This is a genomic window from Micromonospora sp. NPDC005291, assembly GCF_040607415.1.
Classification (GTDB): domain Bacteria; phylum Actinomycetota; class Actinomycetes; order Mycobacteriales; family Micromonosporaceae; genus Micromonospora.
Map to the genome: position 1 here is coordinate 81005 of NZ_JBEXGR010000024.1, position 22096 is coordinate 103100.

A 22096-nucleotide genomic window follows, 5' to 3' on the forward strand; every position below is an offset into this window, starting at 1 on the left:
CGGTCGTCAGTTCCACTGACCGGCACTGTGGCCTCCCGTTCCGCTCGTCTCGAGCTGATCGGCCGCCTCGATCTGGTCGAGCAGCGCACGCTCGACCACACCGGCGAAGCCGGCGAGCGTCGGGTGGTTCAGCATGATCAGCGGTGCCACGTCGATCTGGAGGTCGCTCTTGAGCCGGGCCAGCACCTGGGGAATCAGCATCGAGTGTCCGCCCAGATCGAAGAAACCGTCCTCGGCGCCCACCCGCTCGACCTCGAGCACCTCGGCCCACAGCGCGGCGACGGCCTCCTCGACCGGGGTCCGCGGCGCCACGTACGCGGCGCGGCCGGCGTCCGCGAAATGTGGCGCCGGCAACGCGGCCCGGTCCAGCTTCCCGTTGCCGGTGACGGGCAGCGCGTCCAGCAGCAGGATCTGCACGGGCACCATGTAGGACGGCAGCCGCGCCGCCAGACCGGCGCGCAGCTCGGCGGGATCGGGAGCCGCCCCCGGGCACGGCACGGCATAGGCGATCAGGTGCAGGTGGGGGGCGGTGCCGTGCACGGCGGCGACGGCGGAGGCCACGCCGGGCAGGGCGGCGAGGTGAACTTCGATCTCGCCGAGTTCCACCCGGAAGCCGCGGATCTTGACCTGGTGGTCCTGCCGGCCGAGGAACTCGATGAGGCCGTCCGGCCAGAAGCGGGCCCGGTCGCCGGTGCGGTACAACCGCCCGCCGGATTCCCGGCCGTACGGATCGGGAACGAACTTGGCGGCGGTCAGCCGCGCGTCGCCGTGGTAGCCGGTGGCCAGGCAACGCCCTCCGATGTAGAGGTCCCCCGGGGCGCCCACCGGAGCCGGGTGCAGTCCGGCGTCGAGCACGTAGTACCGGGCGTTGGCGATCGGCCGACCGTACGGGATGCTCGGCCAGTCCGGGTCGACCGTCTCCACCGGGAAGTGGTTGGACCAGATCGCCGCCTCGGTCGCACCGCCGAGGGCCACCACCGCCGGGCTGGCGAAGGCCGCGCGGGCGGCGTCCGGCAGGGTCAGCGGCACCCAGTCGCCACTCAGGAAGACCAGTCGAAGCGAGTGCTCGGCGGGCGGCTCACGCAGCGCGAAGAACGGCTCGAGCTGCTGCAACGCGGCCGGCGCGGAGTCCCAGAAGGTCACCGGCTCGCTGTCCAGGATCGCCAGCAGTCGTTGCGGGTCGCGGAGTTCCTCGGTGGCGGCCACCCGGATGCTGCCACCCGCGGCGAGCAGCCCGAAGACGTCGTATACCGACAGGTCGAAGGTGAGGGAGGCGGTGAACAGGATCTGGTCGGCCGGGCCCACCCGGTAGGTCTCGTTCACCCAGCGGACGAGGTTGACGGCGGGCGCGTGCGTCAGCACGACACCCTTCGGGCTGCCGGTGGATCCCGAGGTGAAGATGGTGTAGGCGGGGTCGTCGGGATGCGCCCGGCCGGGCGCGGGCGAGCCGGCAGGCGGTTCGGCGAGCGCGTCGCCGACCGCGACCGTCTCCGTTCCGGCGGTCGGTGCCCGGCCGTCGCCGCCCAGCCAGAGCACCGCCCGCACCGCCGGCAGCCCCGCGCAGCGCCGCAGCACCTCGGGGACGGATTCGGCGTCGGTGAGGACGACCGGCGCCGCAAGCGCCGCGACCAGATCACGCACCCGCTCGGCGGGCAGGTCGGGGTCGATCGGCCCGTATGCGGCACCCGCTTTCAGGACGCCGAGGAGGGCGACCACGGAATGAACGGTGCGGCGCAGGCAGAGTGCCACGGTGTCGCCCCGGCCGACACCCGCACCGGCGAGCCGGGCAGCCAGTCGGCCGGCGGCGGCGTCGAGTTCGGCATAGCTGAGGCGGTCCCGGCCCTGGATGACGGCGAGAGCGTCCGGGGTACGGAGGGCCTGCAGCTCGAACAGTTCGTGCAGGCAACGCGGTTCGCCGAGGTCGCGCCCGGTCGCGTTCCACCCGTCGATGACCTGGGCGAACTCCGTGTCCGGCAGCCGGTTGAGGTCACCGACCAGATCGGTGGCGACGCCGCCGGCGAGTGCGGAGACCATCCGGTCGAGGTGGGCGAGCAGGCGCCCGGCTTCCCCGTCGCTGAGGAGCCCGCCGACGTGGTCGAGGCACAGGCCGGGCTCCGCGCCCAACGCGACCGTGACCTCGATGTCGTACGTCGCCGGGCCGTGAGCGCCGGCCGAGTGCGTCACGTGGACCGCGGTGCCGAAGAGGGCGGTGCCGTCTGCGAGTCCGGCACTCGCGGCGAGCTCGGCGGCGGTCAGCCCGGCGTGGGCGCTGCCGTGCACGTGGGCCTCGCGGACGGCGTCGAGATAGGAGCCGAGCGGCTCCAGGGGGTCGGCCCGCACGCGCAGCGGCCAGGGCTGACCGCCTGCTTCGTCCGGAAACACGCCGAAGACCACGTCCGTTTCGCCGGCGTGGGCGGCGAAGACCAGTCCCCAGGCGGCGAGGAGCAGGTGGTCGGGACCGAGGCGGGCCGTCGCGGCGGCGCGCTCGACACCGGACACCCGTTGGGCCGTCCACGGCAGCCAGGTCCGGCTACGCTCGCCGACGACTGCGGCGGGAGGGCGCTCGACGCCCAGCCGCGTCGGCTGGGTGACGCCGGCCAGCCGCTCCCGCCAGTACCGCAGCGTTTCGTCCGCATTCACCGAGCACTCCTTCGTTCCGTCATCGGACCGTCGTCCCCGTCATTCGGCGAGCAGAGACTTCAGTTGTGTGGCGATGGTGAGCAGAGGATCGACGATCCGGTACCCGCCGCCGCGCAGCAGGCGCGTCAGCAGGTGGACCTCCGTGCACCCGGCGACCAGCCCCTGGCAGCCGTGGTCGGTCGCTATCCGCATGAAGCGGGCGGCGATCTCGTCGGTGACGGGCTCCCACTTCATCTGGTAGAGCAACTGGTGCAGCGTCTCCTGGACCTCGGGGCCGGGCAGCACGACCCGGTGCGCCACGGCGGACCAGCGTGCGGTCTGTTCGAGAATCCGGGCGTCGCGTGTGCCGTGGGTGGCCACCAGCAGCAGGCGCTCCTCGGCGCCGACGGCCTCGAGGTCGTCGAGGATCACGTCGACGAGCGAGATCACCCGCGCCCGCCGGGCGGGGTCGAGCCGGCCGAGGAAGTGGTGGGCGGTCACGCAGGCGACCACGATCCGGCTGGCCCCGAGGTCTTCCAGACCGGCCAGCCGGCGCGCGAGCCGCTCGGTGAACTCGGCCTCCCCGCCCGTGCGGATCGCCTCGGTGCGGTCGGGGAAGGCCGGGTCGGAGTCGAGCAGGCAGCGGGGCAGGGCCTGCTCGGCGAACGGGCCTGCCTGCTCCGCCGCCGTCTCGTACAGCGTTTGCAGGAATCCGGCCGACGCTGACGGGCCCATCCCGCCGAGGATGCCCAGAGCGCCGCCATAACCGGTGGAATTCATACGATCGGTAAAGCCACGATGCGCTGGGAACATTTCTGGACGAGAGTCAGCCTGGCTTTTCACTAAGGGATCTCCCAGTGGTCGGCGGCCGTGTCGGCACGGTCAGTCCCGGATGCACTCGGGGAGCACCCGGGGTGGCCAGCAGCCGATGCTGAAAATCCCCATCGAGTAGGCCTTCGCGGCGAGCGCGGTTCGATTGGGCACCTGGAACTGCCGGAGGAGGATGCTCACGTGGTATTCGATTCCCTGACGGCTCAGAAAGAGCTTCGCGGCCAACCGCATGGTGGAATCGCCGGCGGCCACCCCTTCCAGGATCTTGGCCGTGAGAGCGGTCAGCTTTCGCTGCTCCCGGACGACGGGAAATGATTCCTCGATTCGTTCGGGCGCGAACTGCACCGCGATCATGCGGACCCGGCCGGTGCTGTCGGTCACCGGGAAGGCGGCCAGTCGCCCGGCGATGCCCGTGGCCTCGAAGCGCACGGCGAGGGAGCGGCGGACGGCCGGCGAGGGCCGGCTCCGGATCAGCCGCTCGAACTGGCGCAGCAGATTGATCCGCGTGCTGAGGTGCACGAACGTCAGGAAGCTGTGGTCCATGACGGCCTCGCGCGGGCGCCCGCACTGCTCGCTGAACATCTCGTTGACCGCGCGCACACGCAGCGCCGGATCAAGGACCGCCAGGCCGATGCCCGACTTCTCGAACAGCGAGAGCACCACGTCGCCGCAATCCTCGGCGCTGATCTCCGATCCGAGCAGCGAGGGCGCCGGGACGCGGGCGAAATCCCTCTCTGCCACTGAATGTGCTGCATGCATGCGGTGACAACTCCCCCGTGTCGGTCTTTCATCGCGTCAGCAGACAAGTAGGTACGTGCATCGCGGAGCAAGGCCCGACACCTGTGACCACGGCTTCTCCTGGCCCCCGCGGAACGTCGAATGAGCATTTTCGACCATGACCGCGGGAGAAAGCAGCGTGCAGTGATCTGAATCAGGCCGGCCGTGTCAATGGGAGCAGATCAGTGGTCGACAATTCCGCGCCGTCGGTGGAATCCCCGTTCCGGCGCGGGCTATCGGCGCGTGACCTGCGATATGAGCCGAAGCTACAACCGGTCCGCCGACGCCGTCAAGGTGGTCGATCGGCTCACGACGGACGGGAAAACCGCGCCGTACCCCTAGCCGATCGGGGCGCGCCGGATAGCGCGGTTGAGACGCGCCACAGCCTTGTGCGACCGTCTGGTCCGGAGGTTGCGCTCAGTTCGAGCCCGGCCACGGGTCCGAGCGAGGTGAACGGCTATGAGCCAGCCTACGAGCGCCGCGTTGCCGTGGCTCGACAGCGCCGGCCCGACCCCCGCCCTGCGCCTGTTCTGCTTCCCGCACGCCGGTGGCGGCGCCGCCACCTTCCGGCCCTGGATCTCCGGCGGCAGCGGCGACGACGACAGGGCGCGGGTCCGGATCTGCCCGGTGCGGGCACCCGGCCGCGAGACCCGGTGGGCCGAACCCGCGCTCGACCGGGTCACTGATCTCGCCGACGATTTCCTCAGGGTGGCGACCCCACTGCTGACGACACCGTTCGCCCTGCTCGGCAACAGTCTCGGCTCCCTGGTCGCCTTCGAGGTCGCCCGGCGCCTGCACGACGGTGGCCTGCCGTCTCCCGCGCATCTGGTGGTCGCCGGCTCGGCGGCGCCCGGCGCGGACGCCGGCCGTATCCGGCTGTCCGGTTGCTCCGATCAAGAACTCGTGGGTGAGCTGCAGCGGCTCTACGGCGGCTTCCCGGACGCGATCCTGCACGATCCTGACTTTCTGCAGCCGTTCCTGCCGACCCTGCGCGGCGACATAGCCGCAGTCGAGTCCTATCGACCGGGCCCGGAGCCGGTGCTGGGCTGCCCGGTGACCGCGCTGGTCGGTGCCACCGACACCGGGGTGCCGGTCAAGGAGGTGGACGGCTGGCGGCGGTGGACCGCAGGCCCGTTCGCCCGCCGTGTCCTGCCGGGTGGGCACTTCGCCGTGCTGGACCACCGCGAGCTCGTGCTCGGCATCCTGGACGCCGCCGCACCGGTCATGCACACCTGAGCGGGCCGGCCACTGTCCAGGGCCCGGTCAACACCATCGGCTACGGCAGCAGACCCTCTTTGATCGCGACCGCGGCCGCGAGCGTCCGGTTGGAGCAGTTGAGCTTGGAGAGGATGTTGGCCACCAGCCGCTTGACGCCGTGCTGGCTGATCAGCATCCGGCGGGCGATCTGCTTGTTGCTGAGCCCGTCGGCGAGCAGCACCAGGGTCTCCCGCTCCCGCGGCGTCAGTTTCTGGGAGACCACGCGCTCGGGTGGCACCTCACCGCGCGCCCGCTCGAGCAGGCGCTTGGCGAGCATCGCCGGCATGGGCACCTCGCCGGAGGTGATCTGGTTCAGCGCCGCCGCGAGCGCACCCTCGGTCACGTCATCCTTGATCAGGAAACCGTTGCTGGGAAACTGCGTCACGGTGTCGAGGCAGTCCACCTTGCGCTCGATCAGCACCAGGATCTTCGTGCCGCACCGGACCGCCGTGTCGGCGACCAGGTTGACCCCCCGGCCGTTCAGGTCGTCGCAGGCGATCACCAGGATGTCGACCGGACCGTGCTCACAGAACGGCACGTAGTCGGGGTGGACACTGACGAACGTCTCCACGTCGGTCACGTCCGCCAGGCTGCCCAACATGTCGCTGAGACCCCGCCGCGTCAGCTCATTGTCGGTGAGGACGAGAACTCTATAACCATCGCGATCTTGCTCTTGCAGATCGTCTAGGAGATCCACGTCGATCGTTTTCCCCCGCACATCGAAGTGTGTCATACCCAAAACATGGTACGACACTGGTACCGGTCGATCAAGATACCTGCATTTGACATGCTGCCGCATTTACACATGTTAAGCCGAAAGTACTGGTGGGTTCGGAAGAGCGAGTTTCTGCCCGATTTTTGCAGGAATCGGAGCTCCGGGAGAAATGGTTTGCCCGCCCGGACAATCACCGCGGGCGGGGCCGCGCGGTGTTCGGCGTTCCGGCAACGCAAAATCATTATGGTCGGCCACCAGGCCACCCGCGTCGGCGCGACCCGGCCCCGGGTAGCACCGGCATCCCGGCAGAGAGCCGGCCGGTCGCCCGGCCACTGCGCTGCGCTCTCCCGGGAGGCTACCGGACGGCTTCCCGCCGGGCCTCCCGACAGCCGTCCACCGGCCGGTCGGCGGCCGCTCACCGGACCGCCCCGCAACTGTCCACCAACTGTCATCGGCCATCCGAGGGGCCGCCTCCTGTCCGATATCGATCGCTCGGGCCTCGCCTCGCGGCCCAGCCCGGCCCGCTAAATGCGCCGGTTTAGCCCGTATCGCGTACGGCGAGGCCATCACGACCAGCGGCATCAACCTGATGGCCGGCCGCCGCCAGCAGGCTGATCCACGCTGGTGACGGAGTCACGGTCCGATGCCGGGAAAGCCACCGGACAAAGTATTCGGGAGCGTGATCATCGCCCCGGCCCACAGGTTCCGCGACACCAGAGCACCGACCCCTGAGTGCCGGCGCACAGCTCGGCAGGCGCGCCCCGGCCGGGCCGGCGACGGCGGACGGACCGGCTCAACGGCGGTGGACGAACTGGGTCATCGCGCGCCAAATAATGATCTTGATTAGCCCGGGCAACCGGCCGAACGCGGGCCGAATTCTTACGGAAAATCGGCCCGACACCGGCATTGTCCGCTGCCGGAATCGGTCCCGGACTTTATACTCAATCGATGCGAGAGGATTTATCCACCCAGCACGAGACCGCTATTCAATTGCCGTTTACAGGGTTGTGGCTCGCCCGTAATAGCCCGGCCCGCCGCGTTCCGAGTCATGGGACCGATCTGCTGGGAGAACGCTACGCCATTGATTTCGTCGGCGTCGACGAGCGACGCCGTACCGCCCCGGTCCGGGACTGGCGGACGATACTGGCGACCGAGCCGCCGGACCGCTACTACGCGTTCGGGCGGCCGATCCTCGCTCCGGCCGACGGCGTCGTCGTCGACGTGCACGACGAGGAGCCCGACCATGACGGGCGGCGGTCGCAGCTCGCGCTGGTGCCCTATGTGCTGGGTCAGGCGCAGCGTCTGCGGCAGGGTGTGGGAGCGGTCGCCGGCAACTATGTGACCATCGCGCTGCCCGGCAACAGGGCGTTCGTCGCACTGGCGCACCTGCGGGCCGGGTCCGTCCGTCCCGCGGTGGGCGACCCGGTCCGGGCCCGGCAACAGATCGCGGAGTGCGGCAACTCCGGCAACTCGACCCAGCCGCACGTGCACCTGCAGATCATGGACAGCGCCGACATCACCGTGGCCCGGGGCGTGCCGATGGCCTTCCTCGACTTTCACGAACAGGCCCGTGGCTCGAAGGGCTTCCAGCACCGGCGCGCCGGGATCCCGGGCGAGGAGTCGATGGTGCGGCCGGTGACCGGCTGAGAGGCACCCGTCAGCCAGGCGACGGGGTGCACGAAAACCTCCCGGCCGGGGCCCAAGCTCCGGGTCAGGACCAGGAGCCGGTCAGGTGGTGGTCTGACCCCGGCGGGAGGTGCTCGTCGACATCGTCTCCGTCAGGCGGCGTGCGCCTTCTCCAGCACCACGAGGCGGCCGGTGCCAGCCAACGTCCCCAGGTCGAGGTCGGCCACGCATCGCACCGGTACGTAGTCGAGCGTCAGGGTCCCCTCGACGTGCACCCGGCCGGTGCCGGCAGTGAAGTCGGCCCCGCTCAGGTCGGTGGCGGTGCGGTCCACCCGTACGCCGAGGTCGGTGCCGCCGTTGGTCCCGGGGAACTTCACGAAGACGTGTCCGATGTCGGTGAGGCGCTGCTCAAGCTCCGCCACCGAGGGATCCGGGCCGCCGACAACGACGGGCAGTTCACCGGCGGACAGCCGGCTGATGAGGTCGTTCACGACAATGTCTCCATTCAGAATCAGTTAGCGGTGGGCGGGCGCGGGCTCGCGGGACTCGTCCTGATCCGGCGTCTCCACGAGGACGTCCCGCCGCCGGCCGGGCCACCAGTTGCGCGGGCCGACCTTGACGGCGATCGCCGGAACGAGCAGCGTGCGGATCACGAAGGTGTCCAGCAGCAGACCGACGACGATCGCGAAGCCCATCTCGAGATAGGACTTGATGCCCGAGAACAGCAACGGGGTGAACGTGCCGGCCAGGATGATGCCGCACGAGGTGATGACGGAACCGGTACGGGCGAGGGCGTTGCGGACCGCCTCGGTGTTCGGTCGCCCATGCGCGTGGTACTCCTCCTTCACCCGGGTCATCAGGAAGATGCTGTAGTCGATGCCCAGCGCCACCAGGATGACGAAGGCGGCGATCGGGGCGTCGATCCACAGCCCCTCGTAACCCAGGACGTACTGGAAGAAGGCCACCGTCAGGCTCATCGTCGCCGCGTAGGCCAGCACGATGGTCGCCACCATGTAGATCGGCGCCACCAGACTCCGCAGCAGCACCGCCAGGACGAGGAAGATGCCGAGGAGCACGACGAGGGCGATCACGACGGAGTCGCGCTTCTGCGTCTCCAGGTTGTCCCGGACCTCCGCGGTGACGCCACCGACGTAGGTCCTCGCCTCCCCCAGGTCGGTGCCCCGTAACGACTCCCGCAGCGCGCTGCGGATGTCGGTGACGGTGTCGAGGGCCTGCTCCGAGTACGGATCGTGGTTGAGCTCGGCGCTCAAGGCGACGGTGGTGCCGTCGGCCGAGACGGACGCGGCCGCGGTTTCCTGAGTCGGTACCGTCACCCGGCTCACCCCGGGCAGCGCCTCCAGATCCCGACCCAGTTCGGCGACGGTGGCCAGTTGCGGCTGTCCCCAGCCGCCCGGCCGCGACTCGACGACGATCGAGACCGCGTTCTCCGCCCCGGCCGCCTCGCCGAAGTTCTCCCGCAGCACGGTGAGTCCCTGGTATGAGTCGGTCGACGTCGGCAGGAGCGCGCGTAGTTCGTTGTTGTCGAAGCGGAATCCAGTCAGCAGGCCGAGGAAGGGCAGCAGCACCATGACGGTGACCACGATGAACCGGGTCGGCCGGCGGGTGACCGCGGACGCGATCCGGTCGAAGACGCCGGGCTTCGCGATGACCGCACCGCCTCCCGCGCGCAGGCGCCGGGCCCGCACCTTCGACGGCGCGAACGGCCAGAAGACCTTCTCGCCGAAGATCGCCATCGCCGCCGGGATGAGCGTCATGATGACCAGGAACTCGATGAACACCGCGATCGCCAGCGCCGGGCCGATGCCCTTGAAGTTGACGTCCTGGGCGAACGCCATGCCGCCGAAGGCCACGATGACCGCGCAGATGCTGGCGAAGATGGCCTCACCGCCGTAGCCGATCGCCCCGCGCAGTGCCTCCTGCTTCCCCATGCCGTCCAGCAGGCTGTCGCGAAACCGGGAGAACATGAGCAGCGAGTGGTCGGTGCCCAGCCCGAACAGGACGATGATGAGGAACACCAGCGCGTTCGGCGAGACGCTGAGCCCGGCGTCCGCCGCGAACCCCAGCACGGCCTGCGAGATCGTCAGGGCCAGGCCGACCGAGATCAGCGGGAGGATCGCGGCGATCGGCGACCGGTAGATGATCAGCAGCACGGCCAGGATGAACACCAGCGTCATCACGAGCGTGCGGTTGAGGCTCTCCTCCTGCAGCGTGATGGCGTCGCCCCAGACGGCGTTCCCGCCGGTGAGGTGCAGGTCGAGACCGACGGGCGCCGCCGGCGCGCCGCCACGTTCGGCGGCGTCACCGGACAGGTAGCCGCGGATCCGCGGCATGATCTCCTTGGTCTGCGCCAACCAGGCGTTGTTGTCCTCCGTCGCGTAGGCCATGTCGAGGTTGAGCGACATGAGGGCGGCCCTACGGTCCGCGCTGATCAGGGTGGCGGCGTTCTGCGGATCCGAGTACGGCGACGCGGTCTCCCGCAGCCGGATGTCGGCCTTCCTGGTGGCCAGGAACTGCTCCAGCGAGCGCAGGTAGGCCTCGTCGGCGGCGGTCAGGCCGGAGTCCCGGAAGGCGGTCACCGTGACCTGGTTGTTCGCCACCTCCTGCACCTGCGGGAACTTCTCCGCGATCAGTTCACCGGCCTGGAACGCCTCCAGGCGCGACTGCGACCGGGCCTGCTGCTGGCTGGTGTTCGCCTCCTCCTGCAGGTTGGGCGCGAACTGCACCAGGACGATCGCGAGGAGCACCCAGAGCACCACGGACACCCAGCGACCGGCGACGATGGCTCGGCTAGCCTTGAGAAACAACGTCTGCTCTTCTCGGTCGACGACTGTCGTCAGGAGGGGGTGGCCGCGGACTCGGCCATCCGCCGGCGCAGGCTCAGCGGGCGCATGTCGGTCCACACCTCCTTGACGTAGGACAGGCACTCCTGCTTGGTCCCGGCGACGCCGGTGTCCGTCCAGCCCGCGGGCACGTCGAGGAAGGCGGGCCAGAGCGAGTACTGCTCCTCGTGGTTGACGAGGACTTTCACGACGCTGTCATCCATGGCGGTCAGGCTCCTGTCGGGTGAAGGGGGTGGTCACACGGGCGAGTCGAGGAACAGCCAGGCCGCCTCCCGGCGGCGCCGCTCCTCGTACGCGGAGATCTCTGCGCCGCGGGACATGGTCCAGTCGACGCTGTCGAGGCCCTCCAGCAGGGCCTTCTTCTTGAAGGGGTCGACCTCGAACGACCGGACCTGCCCGTCCGGCATCGTGACCGTCTGTGCGGCCAGGTCGACGTGGACCTCCCGGCGCTGGTCGGTGATCGCGGCCACGAGGTCGTCGACTGCCTCCGGGGCGAGCACGACCGGCAGAATGCTGTTGTTGAAACAGTTGTTGTAGAAGATGTCGGCGAAGCTGGGCGCGATGATGCAGCGGAAACCGAACTCGCGCAGCGACCACGGGGCGTGCTCGCGGGAGGAGCCGCACCCGAAGTTCGGCCCGGCCACGAGCACCGTCGCACCCGCGTACCGGGGCTGGTTCAGGACGAAGTCCGGGTTGTCGTCCCGGTCGTCGATGTAGCGCCAGTTCGCGAACAGGGCATCGGCGAATCCGGTACGGCGGATGGTCTTCAGGAACCGGGCGGGCACGATGTCGTCGGTGTTGACGTTCGAGCGGGGCAGCGGCGCGGCCACGCCGGTGTGGATGACGAATTTCTCCATGTCGGACCTGCGCTCCTCTAGGCGTTGCGAACGTCGACGAAGTGGCCCGCGATCGCGGCGCCGGCGGCCATCAGCGGACTGACCAGGTGGGTCCGGCCGCCCTTGCCCTGGCGGCCCTCGAAGTTGCGGTTGCTGGTCGACGCGCAGCGTTCCCCGGCGGAGAGCCGGTCGCCGTTCATGGCGATGCACATGCTGCAGCCCGCCTCCCGCCACTGGAAGCCGGCGTCCTGGAAGATCTGCGCCAGGCCCTCCGCCTCGGCCTGCCGGCTGACCTGCATCGAGCCGGGGACGACGATCGCGCGGACGCTCGGCGCCACCTGCCGTCCTTCGACATAGCCGGCCGCCGCGCGCAGGTCCTCGATGCGGGAGTTCGTGCAGGAGCCGATGAAGACCGTCTGCACCTCGATGTCCTCGACCTTCTGGCCGGGCGTCAGACCCATGTACTCCAGGGCACGCTCGTACGCCTTGCGGGTCGTGCTGTCGGTCACCGCCGCCGGGTCGGGCACCGTGCCCGTGACGTCGATGACCATGCCCGGGTCGGTGCCCCAGGTGACCTGCGGCGCGAGATCGCCGGCGTCGATGTCGAGCATGGTGTCGAAGCGCGCTCCCGGGTCGCTGCTGAGCTCGCGCCAGTGCGCCGCGGCCTGCTCGAAGAGGTCGCCCTTCGGGGCGTGCCGGCGACCCCGGACGTACTCGATGGTGACCTCGTCGGGGGCGACCATGCCGGCCCGCGCGCCCGCCTCGATCGCCATGTTGCACAGGGTCATCCGGCCTTCGACGCTCAACGAGCGGACGGCCGGGCCGCTGAACTCGATGACGTGGTTGGCCCCGACGTTCGTGCCGAACTTGCCGATGATCGCCAGTGCCAGGTCCTTGGCCGTCACCCCCGGACCGAGTGTCCCCTCGACCCGGATGTTCATGGTGCGCGGCTTCTGCTGGAGCAGGCACTGGGTGGCCAGCACGTGCTCCACCTCGCTGGTGCCGATACCCATGGCGAAGATGCCGAGCGCGCCGTGCGTGGAGGTGTGCGAGTCGCCGCAGACCACCGTCATGCCGGGCAGCGAGATGCCCAGTTCCGGCCCGATGACGTGCACGATGCCCTGGAACTCGTCGGCCATGTCGAACAACGGGACCCCGAACTCGCGGGCGTTGTCCTCCATCGTCTCGATGCACTTCACGCTCGCGGCGTCGATCACGTCGACCATGCGGCGGCCGAGCACGGTCGGGACGTTGTGGTCCAGCACGGCGATCGTGGCACCGGTACGGCGGACACCGATCCCGCGCTCGCGCAGACCCGCGAAGGCCTGCGGTGACGTCGCCTCATGGGTGAGGTGCCGGTCGATGTAGAGGATCGGCACCTCGCCGGGCTCGTCCCGGACCACGTGGGCGTCCCAGATCTTGTCGAACATGGTTCGTGGATTCATGCGTCAGCTCGCCTTTCAGGAGACCGGGAAATCAGGACCGGGCGAACCACGCTTCGAGTTCCTCGCCCTCGAGTTCGCGGCCGAGGCTCTTGGCGTGCTGGAGGATCTCGTCGATGCGCTCGGCGGTGAGCTTCTCCGGGTCACGGCCGCTCTGCAGGCAGGCCAGCTTCACCGAGCTCTGGCCGCTCCACTGGCTGACGCCCACCGAGTAGGTGCCACCGATGCTGGCCGGGTCGATCGCCGAGTAGACGGTGCGGGCCATGGTCCGCAGCCGGTTCTCTAGCTGGAAGTCCTGGGCGTCGCGGGCGCTCTCGGCCAGCGCGTTGGCCTTGAGGATCGCGTCGGTGTGGATGCCGGAGCTGGTGTAGCTGTAGCGCTTGCCGAGCACCCCGTGATCCGGGGTGATCACGTCGACCATGTCCTGGTAGAAGGAGATCAGGCTGAGCAGCTCGGACATGTTCCAGGACACCGGCCGGCCGCCCTCCTCGCGGATGGACGCCAGGTTGAGGACGACCTCCTCCAGCGAGGCGTTGCCCGAGCGCTCACCGACGCCGCGCGACACGACGTGGATGCGGTCGGCGCCGGCCGCGACGGCCATCATGGCGTTGCTCAGGGCGTTGCCGGTGTCGCGGTGCCCGTGCCAGTCCAGCTTCATGTCGGAGGTGCCCATCTCGTCGAGCACCTCCCGGACCAGCCGGCAGAGCCGGTAGGCCCCGATCGGCCGGGCGATGCCGATGGTGTCGGCCACCGCCACGCGGTAGGCGCCGTTCTCGACCTGGACCCGGGTGATCGCGCGCATGTCCTCAGGCGACGTCTGGGTGCTGTGCTCGGTCCCGGCGATCACCGGGATGCCCAGGTCGGCGGTCCGCTTGATGTAGGTCGCGAGCTTGCCCAGCACGAAGTCGAGGTCCCAGCCCTGCACCAGGCGGCGCGAGGGGGCACTGCCCATGAAGACCACGGACTCGAGCGCGGGGTGGATCTCCCGGCAGTCGGCGCTCCACGCCAGGGACGCGTCGGTGCAGACCGACAGCACCGACGGCACGATCCGGGGGAACTGGTCGCGCATGCCGGCGAGCAGTTCCTTCATCGTCGAGTCCAGCACGCCCGACCCGGTGTGGATGCCGACCGTGGCGGACCGGACGCCGAACGCGTCGAGCAGTTCGACGTACCGCAGCATCGCGTCCACGTCCGGGTACCGGCTGACGCCCTGCAGCCCGTCACGCAGGCACTCGGACAGGATGTCGGCCGCGGCGGCCTGCTCCGCGGTCGGCTCGGCGGGCAGCGACGCCGGCAGCGGGGACAGCTGGCTCGGCTCGCTGTTCCAGTTGAAGTCGACCGGCAGGTCGTCGGCCGCGAGCGGGGCGGCGGCCGGTCGGCTGATCGTGTGAGTCACGGGTTCCTCCTGGCAGGGGGTTCGGCGGGAGACTCGGAAGAGGCGCCGGTCGATCCATCGGCCGTCACCGGCAGGATGCCGACCGAGAAGCGGACATAGCGGTCCGAGTAGTGGAAGGTGGAGCCGGGGATGCCGGCGATTCCGGTCTTTTCGAAGACGGAGAAACAGTCTTCGCCCGCGCGCAGCTCGCTCCAGTTGTAGATCGTCGCGTCGTCGTCGGCGAAGATCCGCTCGAAGAGGCCGAACCTCTGGTCGAGCTGGGTGAGCTGGGCGCGGAGCTGCCTGCGGCGCAGGGCGTACAGGTTGCGGATCTTGGTCGTCAGGTGCGGGTTCTCGCGGAAGAGGCGGTGGTAGGCCATGAAGCGCAACTGCCACTCGCCGGGCATCGAGGCGATGCTGTTGATCCAGCTACCGGTCAGCCGGGCGGCGAGATCGGCGTCGCCGAACGTCACCCAGCCGAACCGTTCGCCGGTGAGAGTGTGGGTCTTGGAGAGGCTGCTGATGAGGATCAACTGCTCGGCCAGGTCGGTGGCCGAGCTGAGGGCGAGCATCCGGGCCTCGTCGTCGGCGGGGATGCCGGTGCCGATGTAGGCGAGGTCGGCCATGAGGTAGACGGTCCGCCCGCGTTCCCGCCACCGGCGGAGCACCGCCACCAGGTCGCGCAGCTCCTCCGGCCGGTAGGCGAACGCGGCCGGGTTGCTGGTGACGATCAGATAGACGATGCCGATGTCGGCGTTCTCCGTCAGCGCCCGGTCGAGCTGCGTGGCGGTCAGCTTGAAGCAGTCCTCCGCACTGGTCGTTACGGGGTGCACGCGATAGCCGTAGCCCACGGCCTGCGCCGCCACGACGTTGAAGCCGGGTGCCGGCAGGAGCAGGGCGCCGGCGGGCCGCGAGTCCAGGCGGGCGGCCGCGGCCAGGCCGCGGAGCACCTTGTCCATGCAGTCGGTGGCGCCGAGGCCGAGCGCGACGTGGCTGGCGTCGACCGCGAGCCCCCACTGCCGCATGTCCTCGGCCAGCCATTGCCGCAGGACCGGATTACCGACACTGGCCAGGTCGTAGACGCGCGCGTCGAAGCCGGCCCGCATCACGATCTGTTCCATCACCATCATCTGGTCGCGCAGCCGGCGGTACGCCCGGCCGGTCGCGATCCGGCCCTGGAGTTCCTCGCCGGGCAGCGCGATACCGAGGTCGTCGGCGAGCGTCCGGTAGTCGCCCGGGCCGCCGGCCGCCCCCTCGCACTCGGTGATGAGCCGGGGGTCGACATCGCCGATGGTCCGGTTGACGATCTCCAGCCGGGTCGCGGCCGGATCCAGCCGGCGCCGGGCGCATTCCTGCTCCAGGGCCCGCACGATGGACGCCATCATCCGGATCGGTGGCTCGTCGCCGCTCTGGAGCCGGGCCCGGTACTGATGCACCAGGTCGGTGCGGACCTGCCGGACGAGCTGCCGCTGCTCCTCCAGGTAGGTCGCGGGGGCGGTCACGTCGGTACGCGTCGTCATCGCCGGTGCCCCTCCGCCACTGCGGCCACGATGCGTTTGCCCATCTCACGGGTGCCGACGGCCCTGGTGTCCGGCTCCTGCACGTCGACCGTGCGGTAGCCCTCGGCGACGACCGCCTCCACCGCCGCCTCCACCGCCTCGGCCTCCCGGGGCAGGCCGAGGGAGTGACGCAGCAGGAGAGCGGCGGAGAGCACGGCGCCGACCGGGTTCGCGAGGTCCTGTCCCGCGATGTCCGGGGCGGAACCGTGGATCGGCTCGTACAACCCGAAGGTGCCGGCGGCGGTCCGGCGGGTGCCGAGGCTCGCCGACGGGATCATGCCGATCGAGCCGGTCAGCATGGCGGCCTCGTCGGTCAGGATGTCGCCGAAGAGGTTCTCGGTCACGATGACGTCGAACCGGGCCGGGTCACGCAGCAGGTGCATCGCGCAGGCGTCGACGAGCATGTGCTCCCAGGTCACCTCCGGGTGATTCGCCGCGACGCGCTCGACCACCCGCCGCCAGAGGATCGACGAGCTCAGCACGTTGGCCTTGTCGACCGAGGTGAGCACCCCGCGGCGGGTCGCGGCGATGGCGAAGGCCGCGCGCACCACCCGCTCGATCTCCTGCTCGGTGTAGCGCAGCGTGTCGATCGCCACCGCGCCCCGGTCGGTGTCGCGGATCTCGCTCGGCTTGTCCGGGGTGGAGTCCAGGTGCCCGTAGTACAGGCCGGCTGACAGCTCCCGGACGAAGATCAGGTCGGCGCCCGCGACGTGTTCCGGCTTGATCGGTGACGCGTGGTGCAGACCCGGGGCCGGCCGGATCGGCCGCAGGTTGGCGAAGAACTCGAAGTCCTTGCGCAGCCGGAACAGCGCCTGCTCCGGCTTGACCCGGGCCGCGCGACGCTCGCCCGGCGGCAGGCTGCCGATCGCGCCGAACAGGACGGCGTCGCTCTGCCCGCACAGGCTCATCGTGGCCTCGGAGATCGCCACCCCCTCGGCGGCGATGGCGTCGAGGCCCGCGAGCCGGCTGTGCAGCGTGAACTCGTGCCCGAATAGATCCGCTACGGCGAGCAGGACGTCGATGGCCTGCTCGGTGACCTCCGGTCCCACGCCATCGCCGGGAAGTACGGTGATCGTGTGCTGTGCCATTACTCAGTCCCCTTTTCGAAGGTCATGCGGCGGAGGTCAGGGCGAGCAGACGCTGGACCAGCGTGCCGCGCCACGTGATCATGTCGTGACCGCCCGAGTACTCTGAGTAGTCGACCTCGTAGCCCTTGCCGATCAGCACGTCCCGCAGCTTGCGGTTGGTCTCGAGCTGGTCGAAGTCGACGATGGCCGCCTCCAGGGAGCCGACCTCCAGGGAGAACCGGATGGGCAACCGTGGCGCGGCGGCGAACTGCCGGGTCAGCCACTCCATCTCGGTGTCCGGTGTCGCGCTCTCCGGCCACCAGAACGATCCCGACTGCGAAATCACGTTGCCGAACAGGTGCGGCAGCTTGAAGGCCACGTACGCGGCCGCCAGCCCGCCGAAGCACGACCCGGCGACGTACGTCTTCGCGGGGTCGGCCGTGACGTTGTAGTTGTCGTGCAGGAAGGGCATCAGCTCCCGGTCGAGGAACTCGGCGAAGGGCTCGTGGCACGGCAGTTCCCGGGCGCGTACCGCCTGGTCGGTGTTGCTGTGCATGACCAGCACGAACGGCGGGGTCCGCCGGGCGTACAGCAGGTTGTCCAGGACGGTGGGGGTTGCGGCGAAGTTGAAGTACGCCCAGCCGTCGAAGAGCAGCAGCACGTGGTACGGCTCGGCGTCGGTGTGGTAGCCGGGCGGCACGTGCACCGTGACGTGGTGCTTGGTGCCGAGCACCTCGCTGTCGAGGAGGTGCATGTGGTTGCTGCCCTTGGGCACGCCCCGCCGGGCGATGTTCCAGGGCTGCTTCGGCGCCTGCGGCAGTTCCAGCACGGAGACCCGCAGGTCGTCCAGGATGGTGACTTCCTGGGGGTTCAGCGGATCGGGCTGGTAACCGGGGATGCGCGCCAGCACGTCCGCATAGGTCTCGTAGGGCACCAACGAGTCGTTGACCGACAGCAGGTAGGTGGTGCGCAGATCCGACGGCAGGACGTAGGACGCGTACCAGAGGTCGGTCGAGGGCATCTGCCGCATCAGGAAGTCGTCGAAGCCCGACTGCGTCGGCGCGCTGTAGAACAGCACGAGCACGTTGTCGGTGTCGCCCGGATCGCGCCAGACGAACGTGACGAGCGTCCGGTCATCGTCGAGCGGCTCCATGAGCGGGGAGCCGTCGGCGGCGACGGTCTTCCAGAAGTCGTCGAGCGCCGTCTGGTCGCTGGCCGCGAGTGCCTCTTCGAGACGGATGATGCGGTGGTCGGTGTGGGTCCGGGTAGGGACGATCATCGGAACTCCTAACGCCGGTCGTGGTCAGGGCAGCAGGAACAGTTCGTCGGCATCCAGTTCCTCGCCCTCCGGGTCGGCCAGGGTCTCGTCGATGACCCGGGCGAGGGCCTCGATCGTCCGGTTCTGGAAGACCGTCGGGAGCATCAGCGACACGTCCCAGACGGTCTGGACCTCGGTGGCGAGGGAAGCCACCAGCAGGGAGTGGCCGCCGAGCAGGAAGAAGTCGTCGTGGCGGCCGACCCGGTCGACGTTCAGCAGCCGCGCCCAGATCTCGGCCAGCGCCCGCTCGGTGCCGGTGTCCGGCGCCACGAAGCTCTCCCGCTGCTGCGCCTCGCGGACGATCTCGGCCAGCGACGGCAAGGCCTTGCGGTCGATCTTGCCGTTGGCCGACAGCGGGAACTCCCGCAGCGCCACGAAGTGAGCCGGGATCATGTACTCGGGGAGTTGCTCCCGCAGGTGGTCGCTCAGCTCCTCGACGGTGACCGTTCGGCCGCTCCGCGTGGTGTGGAAGGCTGCCAGCCGCTTGTCGGTCGCGCTCGCCTCGTACACGGTGACCAGGCAGGTCTGCACGGCGGGATGCTGAGCCAGGACGGCTTCGATCTCGCCGACCTCGATCCGGTGACCCCGGATCTTGATCTGATTGTCCTTGCGCCCGGCGTACTCGACGGCGCCGTCCTCGCGGTAGCGCGCCAGGTCGCCGGTGGCATAGAGCCGGCCGGGCCCGAACGGGTTGGCCACGAAGCGTTCCGCGGTCAGATCCGGGCGGTCGAGGTAGCCGCGGGCGAGCTGCACGCCCCCGATGAACAGCTCCCCGATCACGCCGCCGGGCACCGGGACCATCGCTGGATTGAGGATGTAGAGCTGGGTGTTGGCGACCGGCCGGCCGATCGGCACCGTGGTGGCGCCCGGGATCCGCTGACATTCCCAGTAGCTGACGTCGACCGACGCCTCGGTCGGCCCGTACAGGTTGTGCAGGCGGACGCCGGGCAGCAGCTCCAGGAAGCGGTCCTGCAGTTCCAACGGCAGGGCCTCGCCGCTGCAGACAACGTGCCGGACGGTGCGGCAGCCGGCGGCAGCCGCCGGGTGGCCCAGGAACGCCTGGAGCATCGACGGGACGAAGTGCAGCACCGTGATGCCGTACCGGTCGATCGTCTCGGCCAACTGGCCCGGGTCACGGTGCGCGCCGGGCTCCGCGACGTGGAGCTGGGCGCCGACGATGAGCGGCCAGAAGAACTCCCAGACCGAGACGTCGAAACTGTACGGCGTCTTCTGCAGGACCCGGTCCTGCTCGCCCAGCCGGTAGGCGTCCTGCATCCACAACAGACGGTTGCTGATGCCGCGGTGCGACAGCATGGCGCCCTTGGGCTTGCCGGTCGAACCCGACGTGAAGATGACGTAGGCCAGGTTGTCCGGGTGCACGTGGCCGGCCGGCGGCTCGGTGCTCTCCCGTGTCCAGGTGGCGCCATCGCCGGTGAGGTCCAGGACCGGCACCGCCGGCAGACCGGCGGCCTCGATCCGCTCGCGGGTCCCCGGCTGCACCAGGACGGCCTGCACCTGGGCGTCGCGCGCCATGAACGCGAGCCGGTCGGCCGGGTGGTCCGGGTCGAGCGGCACGTACGCGCCACCGGCTTTGAGGATGCCGTACAGGCCGATGACCATCTCGAGCGAGCGTTCGGCGCAGATGCCGACCCGGGATTCGGGGCCGACCCCGGACCGGCGCAGGGCGTTCGCCACCTGGTTGGCGCGCTGGTCCAGCTCGGCGTAGGTGAGCCGGCCGGCCGCGGACGTCAGGGCGACGTGTCCCGGGGTCCGCCGGACCTGCTCGGCGAAGAGGTCGGTCAGGGTCGCCGGCCGCAGCAGATCGCCGCGTCCGGTGTCGTTCCACTGCTCCAGCCGCCGGTGGCGTTCCCCGGCGTCGAGCAGCGACAGGGCGGAGACGGGAGTGTCCGGCGCCGACAGCGCCTCGTCGATCAGGATCTCGAAGTGCCGGGCCATGGCCGCGATCGTGGGGGCATGGAACAGGTCGGTGCTGTATTCGAAGGTGTACCGCAGGGCATCGGCCGTCTCCTGCAGGCTCAGGCCCACGTCGAACTTGGCGACACCCATGCCCTCGTTGGTGACCTCCTGGAGCCAGGCCGGCTCTGCCGGGTCGTCGGGCCGCTCGTTGAAGATCTTGTCCAGGCCGGTGAACATGACCTGGAAGACGGGGTTGTGGCTGGAGCTGCGATCCGGTTTGAGTTCCTCGACGATCTTCTCGAACGGGATCTCCTGGTGGCTCTGCGCGTCCAGCAGCTTCCACCGGATCTGGTCCACGATCTCGGCGAAGGCCGGCTCACCGGTGAAGTCCACGCACAGCGCCACCGTGTTGACCAGGAAGCCGATCAGCGGCTCGGTCTCGATCCGGTTCCGGCTCGCGACCGGCACACCGATGACGACCCGCTGCTGCCCGCTGTACCGGGACAACAGCACCGCGAAGGCGCTGAGCATCGTGATGAACTGGGTCGTCTGGTTGTCGACGCTGATCTGCCGCACCTGACGGGTCACCTCGGCCGACAACGACCCGGAGTGGGTGGCGCCGCGGAACGTCTGCACCGCCGGGCGCGGCCGGTCCAGCGGCAGGGTGATCAGCGTCGGGGCGTCAGCCAGTTGTTCCTTCCAGTAGTCCAGGTGCGGGCGCAGCCGCTCCTCTTCGAGCCACTGCTGCTGCCAGACCGCGTAGTCCGCGTACTGGATGGGCAGCTCCGGGAGCTGCGCCGGCTCGCCGGTCGCCGCCGCCCGGTAGAGCTGCCGCAGCTCCCGGTTGAACAGCCGGATCGAGTAGCCGTCGACCACGGTGTGGTGGGCGCTGAACACCAGGACCGACTCGGTCTCGCTGAGGCGGACGGTCAGGACGCGTAACAGCGGGCCCTCGGCCAGGTCGAGCGGCCGGCCCCACCAGTCGAAGCCGAGCCGCCGCATCGCCGCCACGGAATCCGGCTCGCCGGAGATGTCCGCCTCGGCCTGGTCCACCTCGGTCTGGTCGCCGATCACCTGCCAGACCCGGCTGTCGCGCAGCCGGAACGTCGTCCGCAGAGTCTCGTGGCGGTCGGTCAGCTCGCGCAGGGCCGTGCGGAGGGTCTCCTGGTCGAGGGCCTGCGGCCAGTGCAGCAGCCAGCCCACGGTGTAGAAGGCGCTGCCGGGGTTGAGCCGGTCCATGAACCAGAGCCGCTGCTGGTCGAAGGTCGTCGGCAGCCACCCGTCCCGCGGCACCGGCACCAGGGGCACGGCCGGGTTCGGCTGCCGGCTCTCGCGGAGCTGTTCCAGCTCGGCCGCCACCCGGGCGATCGACGGGTGGGTGAAGACCACCCGGACCGGCATATCGACCCCGAAGGTGTGGCGGATGCGGGCGATCACCTGCACCGCGAGCAGCGAGTGACCGCCCAGGGCGAAGAAGTTGTCGAAGATACCCACCGGGGTCCGCCCCAGCACCTGCTCGAAGATCTGCACCAGCAGGGCCTCGGTCCTGGTGCGGGGCAACGCGCCCTCGGCCACCGGCGCCGCCGACACGTCCTCCGGCAGCGGCAGCGCCGGGCGGTCCAGCTTCCCGTTGCGGGTGAGCGGCAACTCGTCCAGAAAGACGAACGCCGAGGGAATCTCGTGCTCGGGCAGTTTCTCCGCGAGATACGCCCGCACCTCGCCCTCCGGAAGGACCGGACTCACGTACGCGACCAGTCGTGGGCCGGAGTCGTCGGGCATCACCAGTACCGCGCAGGTCGTGACGTCGGGATGCCGCAACAACGTGTTCTCGATCTCACCCAACTCGATCCGGAACCCACGAATCTTCACCTGATGATCAACACGACCAACGAACTC

At 69.7% G+C, this 22096-nt stretch carries 16 protein-coding genes; 2 read left to right on the plus strand and 14 right to left on the minus strand.

What is annotated here, in order from left to right:
- Positions 1–6 precede the first annotated feature (6 nt).
- From ABZT18_RS26595 to ABZT18_RS26605, 3 genes are all read right to left on the minus strand, one after another.
- On the minus strand, positions 7–2640 hold the full coding sequence (locus tag ABZT18_RS26595) for an amino acid adenylation domain-containing protein (protein WP_355252713.1): 2634 nt from the start codon (positions 2638–2640) through the stop codon (positions 7–9).
- A 39-nt stretch (positions 2641–2679) separates the two neighbouring features.
- Complete coding sequence (locus ABZT18_RS26600; protein ID WP_355252716.1) at positions 2680–3399, minus strand: aspartate/glutamate racemase family protein; 720 nt, start codon at positions 3397–3399, stop codon at positions 2680–2682.
- Positions 3400–3501: 102 nt separating this feature from the next.
- The gene (locus ABZT18_RS26605) at positions 3502–4191 is read right to left on the minus strand and encodes a LuxR C-terminal-related transcriptional regulator (RefSeq protein ID WP_355252719.1); all 690 of its coding nucleotides are present in this window, start codon (positions 4189–4191) and stop codon (positions 3502–3504) included.
- Positions 4192–4686: 495 nt separating this feature from the next.
- Between ABZT18_RS26605 and ABZT18_RS26610 the strand changes: the two genes are divergently transcribed.
- On the plus strand, positions 4687–5463 hold the full coding sequence (locus tag ABZT18_RS26610; RefSeq protein ID WP_355252722.1) for a thioesterase domain-containing protein: 777 nt from the start codon (positions 4687–4689) through the stop codon (positions 5461–5463).
- Positions 5464–5503: 40 nt separating this feature from the next.
- Here the strand turns inward: ABZT18_RS26610 and ABZT18_RS26615 are convergent, their stop codons facing one another.
- The gene (locus ABZT18_RS26615) at positions 5504–6283 is read right to left on the minus strand and encodes a response regulator transcription factor (protein WP_355252725.1); all 780 of its coding nucleotides are present in this window, start codon (positions 6281–6283) and stop codon (positions 5504–5506) included.
- Positions 6284–7147: 864 nt separating this feature from the next.
- Here ABZT18_RS26615 and ABZT18_RS26620 point away from each other — a divergent pair.
- A complete protein-coding gene (locus tag ABZT18_RS26620) occupies positions 7148–7846 on the plus strand; it encodes a M23 family metallopeptidase (RefSeq protein ID WP_355252728.1) in 699 nt (232 codons plus the stop codon).
- 131 nt (positions 7847–7977) lie between these two features.
- On the opposite strand, the gene ABZT18_RS26625 is transcribed toward ABZT18_RS26620, so the two are convergent.
- The 10 genes from ABZT18_RS26625 to ABZT18_RS26670 are packed head-to-tail and all read right to left on the minus strand — an operon-like array spanning position 7978 to position 22069.
- Positions 7978–8316, minus strand: coding sequence for a hypothetical protein (locus tag ABZT18_RS26625; protein WP_354996931.1), 339 nt, complete (start codon positions 8314–8316; stop codon positions 7978–7980).
- 24 nt (positions 8317–8340) lie between these two features.
- Positions 8341–10650, minus strand: coding sequence for an MMPL family transporter (locus ABZT18_RS26630; RefSeq protein ID WP_355252731.1), 2310 nt, complete (start codon positions 10648–10650; stop codon positions 8341–8343).
- A gap of 29 nt (positions 10651–10679) precedes the next feature.
- On the minus strand, positions 10680–10889 hold the full coding sequence (locus ABZT18_RS26635; protein WP_355252734.1) for an MbtH family NRPS accessory protein: 210 nt from the start codon (positions 10887–10889) through the stop codon (positions 10680–10682).
- Positions 10890–10922: 33 nt separating this feature from the next.
- On the minus strand, positions 10923–11543 hold the full coding sequence (leuD, locus tag ABZT18_RS26640) for a 3-isopropylmalate dehydratase small subunit (protein ID WP_354996928.1): 621 nt from the start codon (positions 11541–11543) through the stop codon (positions 10923–10925).
- A gap of 17 nt (positions 11544–11560) precedes the next feature.
- Positions 11561–12967, minus strand: coding sequence for a 3-isopropylmalate dehydratase large subunit (gene leuC / locus ABZT18_RS26645; RefSeq protein WP_355252737.1), 1407 nt, complete (start codon positions 12965–12967; stop codon positions 11561–11563).
- 31 nt (positions 12968–12998) lie between these two features.
- Positions 12999–14360, minus strand: a complete 1362-nt coding sequence (locus ABZT18_RS26650) for a hypothetical protein (protein WP_355252740.1) — start codon at positions 14358–14360, stop codon at positions 12999–13001.
- Positions 14357–15859, minus strand: coding sequence for a pyridoxal phosphate-dependent aminotransferase (locus ABZT18_RS26655; protein ID WP_355252743.1), 1503 nt, complete (start codon positions 15857–15859; stop codon positions 14357–14359). The genes ABZT18_RS26650 and ABZT18_RS26655 overlap by 4 nt, the downstream gene beginning before the upstream one ends.
- A complete protein-coding gene (gene leuB / locus ABZT18_RS26660) occupies positions 15856–16986 on the minus strand; it encodes a 3-isopropylmalate dehydrogenase (protein ID WP_355252746.1) in 1131 nt (376 codons plus the stop codon). The genes ABZT18_RS26655 and leuB overlap by 4 nt, the downstream gene beginning before the upstream one ends.
- A gap of 22 nt (positions 16987–17008) precedes the next feature.
- The gene (fes, locus tag ABZT18_RS26665; protein WP_355252749.1) at positions 17009–18244 is read right to left on the minus strand and encodes an enterochelin esterase; all 1236 of its coding nucleotides are present in this window, start codon (positions 18242–18244) and stop codon (positions 17009–17011) included.
- A gap of 24 nt (positions 18245–18268) precedes the next feature.
- Positions 18269–22069: an amino acid adenylation domain-containing protein gene (locus tag ABZT18_RS26670; RefSeq protein WP_355252752.1), complete on the minus strand. Its 3801-nt coding sequence runs from the start codon at positions 22067–22069 to the stop codon at positions 18269–18271.
- Positions 22070–22096: the final 27 nt, after the last annotated feature.

Excerpts from the sequence above, each read along its gene's own strand:
- ABZT18_RS26600 (WP_355252716.1), bottom strand. The coding sequence starts at position 3,399 with ATGAATTCCACCGGTTATGGCGGCGCTCTGGGCATCCTCGGCGGGATG.
- ABZT18_RS26610 (WP_355252722.1), top strand. The coding sequence starts at position 4,687 with ATGAGCCAGCCTACGAGCGCCGCGTTGCCGTGGCTCGACAGCGCCGGC.
- ABZT18_RS26615 (WP_355252725.1), bottom strand. The coding sequence starts at position 6,283 with ATGCGGCAGCATGTCAAATGCAGGTATCTTGATCGACCGGTACCAGTG.
- ABZT18_RS26620 (WP_355252728.1), top strand. The coding sequence starts at position 7,148 with ATGCGAGAGGATTTATCCACCCAGCACGAGACCGCTATTCAATTGCCG.
- ABZT18_RS26635 (WP_355252734.1), bottom strand. The coding sequence starts at position 10,889 with ATGGATGACAGCGTCGTGAAAGTCCTCGTCAACCACGAGGAGCAGTAC.
- leuD (WP_354996928.1), bottom strand. The coding sequence starts at position 11,543 with ATGGAGAAATTCGTCATCCACACCGGCGTGGCCGCGCCGCTGCCCCGC.
- leuC (WP_355252737.1), bottom strand. The coding sequence starts at position 12,967 with ATGAATCCACGAACCATGTTCGACAAGATCTGGGACGCCCACGTGGTC.
- ABZT18_RS26655 (WP_355252743.1), bottom strand. The coding sequence starts at position 15,859 with ATGACGACGCGTACCGACGTGACCGCCCCCGCGACCTACCTGGAGGAG.
- leuB (WP_355252746.1), bottom strand. The coding sequence starts at position 16,986 with ATGGCACAGCACACGATCACCGTACTTCCCGGCGATGGCGTGGGACCG.
- fes (WP_355252749.1), bottom strand. The coding sequence starts at position 18,244 with ATGATCGTCCCTACCCGGACCCACACCGACCACCGCATCATCCGTCTC.